Consider the following 13648-nt stretch of genomic DNA (forward strand, 5'->3'; position numbering starts at 1 on the left):
ACTGCTCGCAGCTGCGCGGCTTGACGTCGCGCGGCAGGGCTGCCTGGGCGGCGCCACCGGCGCGGGGCACCACTACCTGGTTCACGCGGCGATCGCGATGGCCAGTTTGCGTACCAGCCCATCAATTTTCTCGGCCGGCACCTGCGCGTAACCCAGCACCAGGCCTTTCCACACCGTGGCCCGCGCGCCAACCGCGTGCGTGCTCAGCGCATGGGCGACCACACCCATTTCGAGCACGCGCGCCGCGATCGCCACGTCGTCAAGCGCGGCATCGTTCAGTTGAAACGCGAGGTGCATGCCGGCCGATCCGCCATGCACGGTGCCGACATCGCCAAGGTGCAGTTCGAGCGCGCCCACCAGCGCGTCGCGCCGCTGCCGGTACAAACGCCGCATCCGGCGCAGGTGCAGCGCAAACTGCCCGTCGCGCAGAAACTGCGCCAGCGCGATTTGTTCGGCGGTCCGACCGCACGGGACCGAACGAGCCAGCAAATCGGCCACCGGACCGCACAGCGCGCGCGGCACCACCATGAAACCGATCCGCAGTGAGGGGAACATGGTCTTGCTGAAGGTGCCAAGGTAGACCACCGGCGCATCGGGCGCCAGCCCTTGCATGGCCGGCAGCGGAGGGCCGTCGTGCCGGAATTCGCTGTCGTAATCGTCCTCGACGATCAGCGCGCCGGCCGCGCGCGCATGCGCGATCAGGGACAGGCGCCGTGCCAGGCTAAGCACACTGCCCGTCGGGTACTGGTGCGAGGGCGTCGTGTAGATCAGTTTGGGCCGATGCCGGCGCCAGTCGGCCGCGCCCGGGTTGATGCCCTGTTCGTCGGTCGCAATGCCGACCACCTTGAGCTGGGCGCCGCGAAACGCGGCCAGCGCGCCGGCGTAGCCCGGGTCCTCTATCCAAACCTTGTCGCCAACGTCGGCGAATGCGCGCGCGCACAGATCGAGGCCGGCCTGGGTGCCACCCGTGATGAACACCTGGCCCGCATCGCAGTCGGCCCCGCGCGCGGCGCGCAGATGGTCGGCCACCGTCGCGCGCAAACCCGGTTCGCCCGCCGGATCGCAGTAATTGAGGTCGCTCACGGTGGCGCCGCGCCATGCGCGCTCGAGCATCCGGCGCCATACCAGCACGGGAAATTCGTCCAGCGCCGGCACGCCCGGCGCGAAGCCGAGCGTCGGCCCGGCAGGCGTGTTGAGCGAGCGCAGGTTCTGCACCCGCCGCGACAGGCTCGCCTGCGGCACCAGCGCGGCGGCCGCCGCCCTGCCCCCGGCGCGCACCGGCATCACGACCGTGCCGCGGCGGTCGGGTCGGATATAGCCTTCGGTCGCCAACTGGTCATACGCGTACAACACCATGTTGCGCGCCACGCCGAGTTCGGCCGCCAGAGCGCGGCTGGCGAGCAGGCGCGTGCCTGTGCCCAGCTTGCCGCTGCGGATGGCGGCGCGCAAACACTCGTGCAGCACGCGCTGGCGCGGCCAGCCGGCCACACCGTGCTCTTGCGAGAAACTGTCGATCAACAAGGCGTAGTCCATTTTGTGGCCCTAAAAATTAGTATAGTTCTGGATCTTTTCAAGGAGCCATGCGGGCGATTATATTACGGCTTCACTGATCTTTTCTGGAAATGCCATGACCGCAGCACTGCCCCCGAGCGACCGCACCCGCGTGCGCCGCGTCGCCCACAACGCCGACTACGAGAAGGCCACCGTGCACGCGATCGTCGACGCCGCCTACCTGTGCCACGTAGCCTTCGCCGATGACAAAGGCACCCACTGCATCCCGATGGTGTGCTGGCGCGAACACGAGCACCTGTACATCCATGGCTCGAACGGCAGCCGGCTGGTCAAACTGCTCGCCGGCGGCACCCAGGCCTGCGTCACGATCACCCATCTCGATGGCCTGGTGCTGGCGCGCTCGGCGTTCAGCCACTCAATGAACTACCGCTCGGCGATGATCTACGGGTCGTTTGAAAAGGTCGACGACGAGGCCGAAAAGCGCGCCACGATGGAGGTCTTCATGGACAAGATCGCGGTCGGACGGCAAGCCGATGTGCGCCCCGGTAACGACAAGGAATTCGACGCGACCACGATCCTGCGCATCTCGCTGGCCGAGGCGGCCTGCAAGATCCGCACCGGCGGCCCCAATGACGACGAGGAGGACATGGCCGTTGAAGCCTGGGCGGGCGTGCTGCCGTTCGCGGTGCAGCGCCTGGCGCCGGTGCGGCACGAGCGCTGCGAGATCGCGGCGCCCGCCTACGTCACCGCGTGGGACGCGAGCTGAGAGGTCAGCGCCGCTCGCGCCACCACAGCGCCAGCAGCGCCAGCGCGGCCAACAGCGCGAACGGCCACACCTTCAGCGGCAGTGTCGGCTTGACGGCCGGCTGCGGCGTGCGCGCCATGTGGCGCGCGGTCGCGTCGCGCCGCTGGGCGCGCTGCCACAGGGGCCAGTCGCCATGCGCGAACACATACACTTCGCCGACCTCCAGTTTGGCACGCTGGGTCTGCAGCTTGAGCCAGCCCGGCGCTTGCGGCCACACCGCCACGCACGCGGCGTCGGCCTTGTCGGGACGGCGCTGCCATGCGAGCTTTTGCCCGAGCGCGGGGATCGACACCTCGCCGCGCACGCCCAATGCGCACACCTCGAGCCGCTGGCCGGGCAGGGGCATTTCGGCTGGCGCCAGCCACTGCACGTCTTCAAGCTTGCGCACGCCGGCCTGGTCGATCACGCCCTGCCACCACATGGCCAATGCGCGCGGCTCGCTGATCGCGTAGCGGTGCCAGTCGCTCACCCCGACCCAGACGATGCTGCCCTTTTCCCAGTTGCGGCGCCAGATTTTTGCGCCCGATCCCGACCACGCGCCGGCCACCTTCGAACCCGGGTTGAACGGCGCGGCCGTCATCGCCAGCGGCGCGCCGGTCTTGCTGTTTTGCGCTTCGGATTTGAGTGCGAGGCCGACGCTCTTCGACCATAGCCCCGTGTTGCGCGCATTGGCCGCCAGAATGATCAGCGGCGCGCCCTGCGCCACCTCGGTCAGCAGAGCGCCGCGCGCCGACGGATTCAGTTGCTCAAACCAGGCCGCGTCGATCACCCGCAACTGCGGCTCCGGCATCGCCTCGCGCGCGGTCTCGCTGCGCGTGACGGTCTTGCCAAGCGTGACTTGCCAGTCGATCAGCGCATTGCTGCCTGCCAGCAGTTCATTGAGAACGCGGGCGTCGAACGATGGCGCCGCCAGCCGCCCCTGCACCTGCAAGGGCGCGGCCGCGCGCACGATCAGCGGCACCGGCCCTTCGGCGACGACCATGCCGGCCGCGTCGAGCAGGCGCGCGCGCAGCAGCAGCGATTCGGCCACCGGCGGCAGCCACTGCACACTGATGTCAGCCGCGCCGCCGCTGGCCTCGGCGATCACCTGCTTGTTCTCTGCCAGCAGTTGCAAACGGCCCGGCGCGGCCGCGCTGCGCCGCAGCGTCAGCGTGAACATGCGGCCAAGCGTGATCTGGCGCGGAAAATCAAGCCGCAGCACGGGTGTGGCCGGGGCGCTCCATGTTATCGGCCGGGCCGGCGCATCGTGCCATTGCGCGGCCCACAGGCCGTCGCCCTCGATCTTGGTTGCGGGTGCATCGCTCTGGCCGAAGGTGAAGCCGTGCAGCATGCCGGCCAGGGCGGCGCCCGCGAGCACGACCAGAGCGGCGTCACCCCATTGGCGCTTCCAGCAATAGGCGAGCGCGCTGGCCACGCCAACGGCGAGCACCAGCCAGACTGTGAGTGCGGGCGCGATCATGGTTTACTCCCCTTGCGCCAGGCTTGCGTGAATGATGTTTCGGTCACCGGGGTCGCCTGCAGCAGCACCGGCGCATCGGCCAGCGCGCCGCGCAGCCATGCGCGCAGCACCTGGCGGCAGTCGATGCAGCCATCGGCGACATCCTGCACCGCGCGTTGCGCGTCGAGTCGCCGGGCGTCGTCGCCGATGCGCGCGCGGATCAAGTCCTGCGCGGTGCGGTTCCACAGCGCCGGCAGCGCGGCCTCGGTGGCCAGCGCAGCCATCAGGGTGCGCACCTCGGCCGCGACCACCTCGTCGGCGCCGCCCTGCTCCCTGCGGTAGCTCTTTGCGCCCACCACGTCGCCGGTCATGCGGATCTCCTCCTTGATGGCGGGCGGCGTGAAGGCGGTCTTGTGCAGATAGATGCGGTCGGCCTGCTGCAGCTCCTTGATCGCGGCGAGCGCCTTGTATTCGGGCCCCAGCGCGGGCCGGGGCGTGATCGCGCGCAGCGCCTTTTCGGCGTCCCACATGGCGCTGAGCGCGCGCCGCAGCACTTTTTTTGTCGCCTCGTCGAACATGGTCGCGCTGTCGGCCTGGTCGTGTGCATGGCCGTACTCGGCCACCACGTCCATCGGTTTTTTGTCCTCTTCGTGATCGTGGTCATGGTCGTCGCCGCCGAACAGGTTCGACTCCTCGCCGAGGAACTGGCCGTAGCGGCGCCGCAACTGGCCCTGGTCGCTGGCGATCGATTCGCTGCGCGCGCGCACAGTCGCCGCGCTGATGCCGCGCTTGGCATTGATATCGGCCAGCAGCTGTTCGGTGTCGATGATGATCTGGCGCTGGCTGCGCAGGTTCTCCGGCTTGACCAGCATCGGCATGGCCGAGGTTTCGGTCTCGACCTCCACCGGTCCGGGCAGGCGCAAGGTGTAGGTTGGCGACTGCGCCAGATGGGGCGGGGTCGCGTTGTCGCTGGCGCGCACGAAAAAATACAGCTCGTCGCCGGGCTCCATTCCCAACTCGGCCAGCGTCCATTGTTTCGCGAAGCGGCGCAGGCGCGCGTCGGTGGCCGCGGGCAGCGGCATTTCGCGGTCGCTGAAGCGGATGTTCTCGCCGCTGCCGCGCGCCAGCGTCAGGTGCATCGTGGCTTTGCTGACCCGATAATCGTCGCGCACCTCGAGCGCGATGTTGGCGCCCTTGGCGTCGGCGGCCAGCACCTGGACCATGTCGCGCGGGGCCGATACTGAAATCACGGGCGCGTGGTCGGGCGTGACGATCACCTTGAGGCGTTCACCGCGCAAGCGCCAGAACACCGACTCCATCGCGCTCCAGCGCGCGCAGGCGCTGCCAACCTTGAGGCTCTTGCCATCGCTCAGTTCAATGTCCACGGCGGCCGCCCGCGGCTGCTTAAGGCACCATTCCAGCACGCTTTGCACTGGCACCTGCAAGTCGCGCGGCGCCGATTCGAACGCGGCGACGCCGGTGTATTTCGGGGGCGCGACGCGCAACACGACCTCGCTCGCTTTCGCTGCGGGGGCGGGTGCCGCCTTGGCGGCGGGCGCGTTCGCGGCCACCACCGGCGCGCGCTGCTGCCAGCCATAGAAACCGAGCGCGCAAATCAGGCTCAGTACCAGCGCGAAAAACGGAAGGCGCACGCGCTCGCGCACGATGCGCCGCGCCTGTTGGTCGGTCACCGCCCCGGCGACCCGTTGCAGCAGGCGTTGCCGCTGCAGTCGCGCGACCGGCGAGGACGCATGCTCGAGCAAGGCGCTGCTGTCTTCGAGTTCGGGCAGCGCGCCGTCGAGCCAGCGTGTCCATTCGCGCCGCACGCGCGCGTCGAGCCGCCAGGCGTCCCACAACACCCAAACCATGCAGATGGCGACGCCGGTATATGTCGCCAGCAGGGACCACAGCAGCACCACGCCGACCCATAGCGGCCCGCGGCGGGCCAAGGCGGCCTTGCGCAGGCGGTGCAGCGCGTCGTCAGTTGCGGCGCGCATGCGTGAGCGTCCTTTCGAGCGCAAACAGTGCCAGCAGGGCGAGGCCCAAAAAGTGGCGCAACGCCCCGCTGCCCGAGGTGATTGGCGAGGATGGATCGGCCGCGAACACCTGCGACGGCGCCGTGAATGGTACCGGCGGGTAATGCAAGCGCTGCCAGGTCTCGAACTGCGAGCGCGCGGCGCCGGCGTCCATCGGCGGCGCCGCGCTCCACAAGCGGCCGCGCGCGCTGTCGGCGTAACGCAGGCCATCGACGGACGCCGCCTTGCCCAACTCCGGAAAGGCCGCCGTATCGCCAACCCACCACAGCGGCGCGCGCAGGTCGACCGGAGGCGCTTGCGCCACGTCCCAGATCACCAATTCGGTTTTTGGCGACGGTGTCGTCTCGATCAGGTAGCGGCGCGGCCCGTCGAGCGCGGCAAACATGGCGCGCCATTGCTCGGCGCGCTCGCTGACGATAGCCACCCTATGCTCGCTGCGCGCAGGCGGCAGCGCCATCGAACGCAACTCGACCCGGTGCCGAAAACGCGGCACCACAGCCTGCATCGGTTGGCTGGCGACGACCAGCAAGCGCGCGTCGTCGTGCCATTCGCGCTCGTGCACGCGGAGCCAGGCCAGCGCGTCGCCGGCCGGCAAGTCGATCCGGGCCGCCTTTTTGAATCCCGCGTCGGCGATCTGGCGCTCGGCCCATGCCGGGTCGACGCCGGCGCCAACGAGCACGGTGTCGCCGCGCCACGGCAGCACCAGGTCGGCCAGCCAGGCGATCGCGCACGCCAGCAGCAGGCAGCGCGCCAGCAACAGCGCGCGGTCGACCCAGGCCCACACGCGCTGCTGCTGCGGATTGGCGCGCGGCAGGAAGCGCGCCGTCGCGAGCGGCTCGGCCTTGAGGCGTTCGCGTTTTTGCCGGTGCCACCAGATCGGCAGAGTCAGCAGGGCCAGCGCCCACCACCACAAACTGCTCATACGCGGCCCGCCTTTTGCAGCCATGCGCGCAGCACGGCGCCGAGCGGCTGTTCGATGCATGCGGCCAGCGTGGGGATGTCGTTGCCGCGGCACTGCTTGCGCATCTCTTCAAAATGCGCCTCGCGCGCGCGCCGGTAATCGGCCTGCGCGTCGGGCCCGAATCGGAACAGGCCGTCGTCCTGTTCCGGGTCGCGGTAGGCCTTGGCGGCGGGGAAGTTGGCGTCGCACTCGGCTTGCGTCTGCAGGCACAGCGCGCGCACGTCGTGGCGCATGTGGCGCAGGCGCAGCAGCGCCTCCGACAGCGCCGACGGCCATTCGAGAAAATCGCTGGCGGCGAACACCAGGCTAGGCGCGCGCGCGAAATGCAGGCTCGCCTTGAGCGCCTCGGCGCCCGGCAGGCCGCCGTCCGCCTGCGCGCGCGCCAGTTGCGCCAGCACGCGCTGCATCTGGCGCGGCCCGCGCGCGGCCGGGGTGAACTGCACGCGCCCGCCGCCGCACACGATCAGGCCAAAGGCGTCGCCCTGGCGCTGGGCGATCGCGGCGATGCAGGCGAGGATGGTGCGGGCGTACCAGAGCTTGTCGAGGCCCGGCGTGCTGCGACTGGGCTCGGCCATCGAGGCGCTGGCGTCGAGCCAGAGCCAGACCGCGACGTGGCTGTCGCGTTCGGCCTCGCGCACGTAATAGCGGTCGGCGCGCGCGGCCAGCTTCCAGTCGACCCGGCGCCACTCGTCCCCGGGCGCGTAGGCCCGGTATTCCGAAAACTCGACCCCGGCGCCGCGTTCGCGCCCGGCGTGGATGCCGTGCCCGAGGCCGGCGAGCACATGGCGGATGACGAGGTTCAGATCGGTGGTGTGCGCGAGCAGCGCGGATGAAGCGAGCATCTTCAGTACGCCGCCTCAGTCGAGTCTGATGTCGCTGCGCAGCGCCAGCAAGATGTCGGCGATGGCGACGCCGTCGGCCTCGGCCTCGAAGTTGCGTAGCACCCGGTGCGCGAGCACCGGCAGCAGCATGGCGTCGATGTCGTCACGCGTGACGGCGAGCCGCCCGTGCATCAGCGCGCGCGCCTTGGCCGCCAGCACCAGCGCCTGGCCGGCGCGCGGTCCGGCGCCCCAGCCCACGTGCTTGACCACGCTGGCAACTTTGGATTCCTGCGGCCGGGTGGCGCGCACCAGGCGCGTGGCGTGGCGCAGCAGGTGTTCGCCGATCTCGATGTCGCGCACCAGCAGTTGCAGGCGCAGCAGGCTGGCCACGTCCATCGCCGGCGTGGCGTCGGCCAGGCCGGCGTGGGTGGTGCGCGAGACCATCGCCATCTCCTCGTCCTCGGACGGGTAGCCGACGTCGATGCGCAACAAAAACCGGTCGAGCTGCGCCTCGGGCAGCGGGTAGGTGCCGGCCTGCTCGATCGGGTTTTGGGTCGCCAGCACGAAGAACGGGCGTGGCAACATGTGGGTCTGGCCGGCGAAGGTCACCGAGCGCTCCTGCATCGCCTCGAGCAGCGCCGACTGCGTCTTTGGCGGGGCGCGGTTGATCTCGTCGGCCAGCAGCACCTGGGTGAACACGGGGCCGGGCTGGAAGCGGAACAGGCGTTTGCCGGTGGCTGCGTCCTCCTCGAGTATCTCGGTGCCGACGATATCGGACGGCATCAGGTCGGGCGTGAACTGCACGCGCCGGAACTGCATGTCGGTGGCCTGCGCCAGCGACTTGACCAGCAGCGTCTTGCCCAGCCCCGGCACGCCCTCGACCAGCGCGTGGCCGCCGCCGAGCAGGCAGATGATGAGCGACTCGATCACCTCGCTCTGCCCGATGATCACCTTCGACATGCTGGCCTTGAGCGCGGCCACCTTGGCCGACAGGTCGGCGATCTCGTTCTCGTTCCAGTCGACCGCTTCGGTGGCGTTGGTGGCTTTGGTGGCCTCGGTGGTACGGATTTCAGCTTGCTGCACTATCAGGCTCCCAACGCATATTGAATGATGTTGACCGCGAAGCGGGTGTTGTCGACCACCAGCCAGCGCTTGTTGCGCACGTCGTAGTCCCACTCGCAGCCGTAGTCCTTGTTCGAGTACAGCACCCGCACGCGGCCGTTGATTTCGATGGCCTTGAGGTAGTCGTGCACCAGGTCGTCGCCCCAGCCATTGAGCTCGGCGCCGGTGTTGGGCGGGCCGTCGAACTTGAAAAAGCTCGAGTAGATAGGATGCGTGTTCGGGATTTTCTTCAGCGCGCGCGGTCCGAAGATGCGCGCCAGTTCGGCCTCGAACGACTTGGCGAACAGGCCGTCGATGTCGTGGTTGCAGTCGTCGGCGAACAAAAAGCCGCCGCCGCGCACGTAGCGCTCGAGGTTTTTGCGCTCGGCCGGCGTGAACTGCACCAGCTTGTGTCCGGCCAGGTAGCAGAACGGCGCCTCGAGCATCTTCGGGTCCGACAGCGCGACCACGCGTTCGACCGGGTCGACCCGCAACGTGGTGTACTCGACGAGCGAGTTGAGCACGTTGGCGGGCATGCGGATATCCACATCCCAGTCGCCCGATTCGTACATCAGGCGCGTGAAGTAGAAATCGAAACCGGCCATCTAGACCGCGTCGGACAGCGACGTGAAATTGAAGTCGCGGATCTTGAGCGATGGCACCATGGTCGTCATGGTCTCGTCGCCGCCGACGAGCACCGACTTGCCCATCTCCTCGAGGTTGTTGAGCATCGTGACCGGGCTTTCGTTGAAGCGGAAGTTTTTGATCGGATGCTTGATCTTGCCGTTCTCGATGTAGAAGGTGCCATCGCGCGTGAGCCCGGTCAGCAGCAGCGACTGCGGGTCGACGCTGCGGATGTACCAAGCGCGCGTGACGAGCACGCCCTTTTTGGTCGAGGCGATCAGCTGCTCGAGCGACTTGGTGCCGCCCGCCATGATCATGTTGCCGGGCCGGGCGACCGCGCGCGCGCCCTGCTTGGCAGCCCAGAAGCGCGAGTAGTTGAGCGAGGCGACCTTGCCGCCTTTGATCAGATCGGCGCGTTCGCGCGCCATCATGTCGTTGCCCCAGGGGCTCACCGGCAGCTCCTTGTCCCACGGGTCGGACCAGACGTTGACCTGATCGTCGAACAGCTTCTCGCCGAGGCGGTTGCCGCCGCCCTTTTTGGACAAAAAGCTGCGCCCCTCGTCGGCGCGGCGCGCGTCGAAGGCGTTGAACAGGCGGCCCAGCAGCTCGGAGGCGGCGGCCGGCTCGAGGATGACGGTGTAGCGGCCCGGCTCGAGCGCCTTCGCGTCGACCGAGCGCAGCGCTTTTTCGATCGCCACGTTGGAGGCCTCGCGCGCGTCGAAGCGGCGCACGTCGCCGGCGTAGCGCGTCACCCAGCCCGAACCGCGGCCATCCTCGGTGCGCGCGGTGCAGGTGAAACTGCAGTCGGTCGACTGCTCGAATCCGAACAGGCCGTTGGAGTTGGCGATCGCCGAAAAGCCGGTGCTATCGGTGAAGAACCCGGCCGTCAGCAGCTTGTTTTTGCGTCCGGCGAGGATGCTGTGCGAGGCCACCTCGGCCCGGAACTCGGGGTCGATCGCGGCCGTCGGGGCGAAATACGCGTTGGAGGGCTTGAACGCCTGCTTGCCGATGGCGGGCAAAAATTCGGGATTCTCGGGCGCCAGCCGGGCCACGTCCTCGGCGCGGCGCACCACTTTTTCGAGCGACTTGTCGTCGAACTCGTTGATCGTGGCGGTGCCCTGGCGCTTGCCGAAGGCGACGCTGACGGCCAGTTGCCGGTCCTGGTTCAGGCCGGCCGTGGTGACGCTGTTTTGCGCGTAGCGGATGTTGCCGGTGCGGCTGCCGTTGATCGACACGCGGCACTCGTCGGCCTTGGAAAACCCCATCACGCGCTCGCAGATGCGCTGCGCTTCTTCCTGGTTCAGCTGCTTCATTTTACGAATTCCCCTTAGCCGATCTTGCGAGCGGTGTTGATCACATTGACGCCGTTGAAACGGGTGGTGCTCGAGCCGTGCGAGACCGCGCTCACCTGCGACGGCTGTCCTTTGCCGTCGAAGAACGAGCCGCCGAGGCGGTAGTCGCGCTCATCGCAGATGCCGCTGCAGGCGTTCCAGAACTCCTGGGTGTTCGACTGGTAGGCCACGTCCTCGAGCTGCTGGCCGATCTTGCCGTCCTTGATCTCGAAGTAAAGCTGGCCGCCGAACTGGAAGTTGTAGCGCTGCTGGTCGATCGAGTACGAACCGCGCCCGAGGATGTAGATGCCCTTCTTGACGTCCTTGACCATCTCGTCGGGCGTGAGGCGCTGGGTGCCCGGTTTGAGCGAGACGTTGGGCATGCGCTGGAACTGCACGCTGTCCCAGCTGTCGGCGAAGGAGCAGCCGTGCGAGGCCTTCTCGTCGATGATGTGGGCCTGGTCGCGCGTGGCCTGGTAGCTGACCAGGATGCCGTCCTTGATGATGTCCCAGCTCTTGGCCGGCACGCCCTCGTCGTCGTAGCCGACCGCCGCGAGCGAGGCCGGCGCGTTTTTGTCGCCCGTGAAGTTGACGCGCTCGGAGCCGAACTTGAAGCTCTTGCTGCGCCATTTGTCGAGCGTGGCGAAACTGGTGCCGGCGTAGTTGGCCTCGTAGCCGAGCACCCGATCGAGTTCGGTCGGGTGGCCGACCGATTCGTGGATCGTCAAGAACAGGTGCTCGGGACTGAGCACCAGGTCGTACTTGCCCGGCTCGACCGATTTCGCGGTCAGTTTTTCGCGCGCCTGGCGCCCGGCCGCGCGCGCGTCCTCGACGATGTCGTAGGAGCGCGTGTAGAGCGGCGCGACGCCGCCGGCGGCCCTGACCTTGTGTTCCGGTTTGGCGTCGAAGAACTCGTAGCCCATGCCCATCGGCGAGGACAGCCCGTCGCGCGTGCGGAACTTGTTGGTGGCCTTGTCGACGGCGGTCGCGGTGAACGGCGACCAGAGGCGGTGGATGTCCTGGTCGATGTAGGAGCCGTCGGTCGAGGCGAAGTATTTTTGCTGGTTGATCTGGAACAGCTGGCTCTCCATGAAGCTCGCGCCCGCGTCCAGGCCCGCCCTGTTGGCCGCGATCAGCATGTCGGCCTTTTCCTTGATCGGCACGGTGCGCCAGTCTTTGGTGAACGGGGTCGACCAGCTTACCTCGCCGACGCCCTTGAGCGGCGCCATGCGCAGCGGCTCGGCCTGCAGCCGGGCGTTGGCCTTGGCGATCGCCACCGCCTGGCGCGCGGCCTCGGCCACCGAATCGGGCGACATGTCGTTGGTCGAGGCGAAACCGTAGGCGCCGCCGGCGATCACGCGCACGCCGACGCCGGTCGACTCGGTGTTGGCGATGCTCTCGATGTTGACGTTGCGGGTGGTTAGGTACTGGGACAGGTAGCGCCCGATCCGCACGTCGCAATACGAGGCGCCGGCCCCGGTGGCGGCGTTAAGCGCGACATCGGCCAGCGTCTTTTTGAACGCCGTCGCGAGCGGGCGCATGAGTTCTTCGGCGGCGATGGCGTTGCCGAACACCGGCACCAGAATGGCGCCGGCGGCGCCGCTGCCGATTTTTAAGAATGTACGTCGTTCCATACTAGCTCCAAGGGGCCGCGGCCCCGGGGTGATTGCACGTGGTCTTAGACCGCGTCCGACAGGGATGAGAAATTAAAGTCGCGCACCTTCATCGGCGGGATCAGCATCGCGTAGCCGACTTCGTCGCCCGCGATGATCTGCGGCTTGCCGATTTCCTCGATGTTGTTGAGCATGCTGACCGGGCTCTCGTTGAAGCGGAAGTTCTTGATCGGATGCTTGATCTTGCCGTTCTCGATGTAAAAGGTGCCATCGCGCGTGAGGCCCGTGAGCAGCACCGACTGCGGATCGACCAGGCGGATGTACCAGGTGCGAGTCACGAGCACGCCCTTCTTGGTGTTGGCGATCAGCTCCGCGGTGCTCTTGTCGGTGCCGCCCATGATCATGTTGCCGTGCCCGCCGAGCGCGCGCACGTTTTGCTTGGCGGCCCAGTAGCGCGCGTACTCGAGCGAGGCGACGCGCCCGTCCTTGATGATGTTGGTGCGCTCGCGCGCGAGCAGGCTGTTGCCATCCCACGGCAGCACCGGCACGTCCTTGTCCCACGGGTCGGCCCAGATGTTGACCTGCTGGTCGAACAGCTTTTCGCCGAGGCGGTTGCCGCCGCCCTTTTTGGACAGGAAGCTGCGCCCCTCGTCGGCCTGGCGCGCGTCGAAATTGCCGAGCATGTAGCCGATCAGGTCGGAGGTCGCGGCCGGCTCGAGGACCACCGTGTAGCGGCCCGGCTCGAGCGCCTTGGCCTCGACCGAGCGCAGCGCCTTTTCGATGGCCACCTCGGACGCCTCGCGCGCGTCGAACATGGCGGCGTCGGTGGCCGAGCGCTTGACCCAGCCCGAACCGCGCCCGTCCTCGGTGCGCACGGTGCAGGTGAAATTGAGGCCGGTGTCGACCTGGTGCCCGAACACGCCGTTTGAGTTGGCCACCGCGCTGAAGGCGGTGCTGTCGCTGAAAAAGCCGGCGCAGACCAGGCCCTTCTTGCGGCTCGCCTCGATGCTGTAGGCGGCCACCTGGGCGCGGAACTCGGGGTCGATCGCGGCCGTCCTGGCGTTGTAGGTGTTGGACGCCTTGTAGGCCTGCTTGCCCACGGTCGGCATGAACTCCGGGTTCTCGGGCGCCAGGCGGGCCAGGTCCTCGGCGCGGCGCACCGCCTTTTCGAGCGACTTGTCGTCGAACTCGTTGATGGCGGCGGTGCCCTGGCGCTTGCCGAAGGCGACCGAGACGACCAGCTGCTGGTCGTCGACCAGGCCGGCCGTCGAGACGTTGTTGCGCGCGTACCGGATGTTGCCGGTGCGGCTGCCGTTGACGCTGACGATGCATTCGTCGGCCTTGGAGAAGCCCATGACGCGCTCGCAGATGCGTTTTGTTTCGTCCTGATTCAAGATCTTCATGGT

The 13648-nt window shown here is 68.0% G+C and carries 11 protein-coding genes; 1 reads left to right on the forward strand and 10 read right to left on the reverse strand.

Annotated features, from left to right (window positions below):
- Positions 1–81: 81 nt before the first annotated feature.
- Positions 82–1533: a MocR-like pyridoxine biosynthesis transcription factor PdxR gene (gene pdxR / locus C7C56_RS14680; RefSeq protein WP_106758122.1), complete on the reverse strand. Its 1452-nt coding sequence runs from the start codon at positions 1531–1533 to the stop codon at positions 82–84.
- Positions 1534–1627: 94 nt separating this feature from the next.
- On the opposite strand from pdxR, the gene C7C56_RS14685 reads away from it, so the two are divergent.
- On the forward strand, positions 1628–2278 hold the full coding sequence (locus C7C56_RS14685) for a pyridoxamine 5'-phosphate oxidase family protein (RefSeq protein ID WP_106758123.1): 651 nt from the start codon (positions 1628–1630) through the stop codon (positions 2276–2278).
- A gap of 4 nt (positions 2279–2282) precedes the next feature.
- Here C7C56_RS14685 and C7C56_RS28905 read toward each other — a convergent pair whose 3' ends face one another.
- From C7C56_RS28905 to C7C56_RS14730, 9 genes are read right to left on the reverse strand one after another with little or no spacing between them, the layout of a single operon-like run.
- Positions 2283–3776 (reverse strand): hypothetical protein, encoded by a 1494-nt coding sequence (locus tag C7C56_RS28905; RefSeq protein WP_181373186.1) that lies wholly within the window; start codon positions 3774–3776, stop codon positions 2283–2285.
- Complete coding sequence (locus C7C56_RS14695) at positions 3773–5752, reverse strand: hypothetical protein (RefSeq protein ID WP_106758124.1); 1980 nt, start codon at positions 5750–5752, stop codon at positions 3773–3775. The genes C7C56_RS28905 and C7C56_RS14695 overlap by 4 nt, the downstream gene beginning before the upstream one ends.
- Positions 5736–6713 (reverse strand): BatA domain-containing protein, encoded by a 978-nt coding sequence (locus C7C56_RS14700; RefSeq protein ID WP_106758125.1) that lies wholly within the window; start codon positions 6711–6713, stop codon positions 5736–5738. Before C7C56_RS14700 ends, C7C56_RS14695 begins: the two co-directional genes overlap by 17 nt.
- Positions 6710–7594 carry a DUF58 domain-containing protein gene (locus C7C56_RS14705; protein WP_106758126.1) on the reverse strand — a complete coding sequence of 295 codons (885 nt, stop codon included), beginning with the start codon at positions 7592–7594 and terminating at the stop codon, positions 6710–6712. Before C7C56_RS14705 ends, C7C56_RS14700 begins: the two co-directional genes overlap by 4 nt.
- 15 nt (positions 7595–7609) lie before the next feature.
- Positions 7610–8656: an AAA family ATPase gene (locus C7C56_RS14710; RefSeq protein WP_229458787.1), complete on the reverse strand. Its 1047-nt coding sequence runs from the start codon at positions 8654–8656 to the stop codon at positions 7610–7612.
- 2 nt (positions 8657–8658) lie between these two features.
- Positions 8659–9279: a DUF4159 domain-containing protein gene (locus C7C56_RS14715; protein WP_106758127.1), complete on the reverse strand. Its 621-nt coding sequence runs from the start codon at positions 9277–9279 to the stop codon at positions 8659–8661.
- Entirely contained in the window at positions 9280–10611 is a 1332-nt protein-coding gene (locus C7C56_RS14720) for a TldD/PmbA family protein (RefSeq protein WP_106758128.1), read from the reverse strand.
- A 14-nt stretch (positions 10612–10625) separates the two neighbouring features.
- Positions 10626–12263, reverse strand: coding sequence for a TldD/PmbA family protein (locus tag C7C56_RS14725; protein ID WP_106758129.1), 1638 nt, complete (start codon positions 12261–12263; stop codon positions 10626–10628).
- Between the two features lie 44 nt (positions 12264–12307).
- On the reverse strand, positions 12308–13645 hold the full coding sequence (locus tag C7C56_RS14730; RefSeq protein ID WP_106758130.1) for a TldD/PmbA family protein: 1338 nt from the start codon (positions 13643–13645) through the stop codon (positions 12308–12310).
- Between the last annotated feature and the right edge of the window lie 3 nt (positions 13646–13648).

It is taken from the genome of Massilia glaciei (assembly GCF_003011895.2).
GTDB lineage: Bacteria > Pseudomonadota > Gammaproteobacteria > Burkholderiales > Burkholderiaceae_D > Telluria_A > Telluria_A glaciei.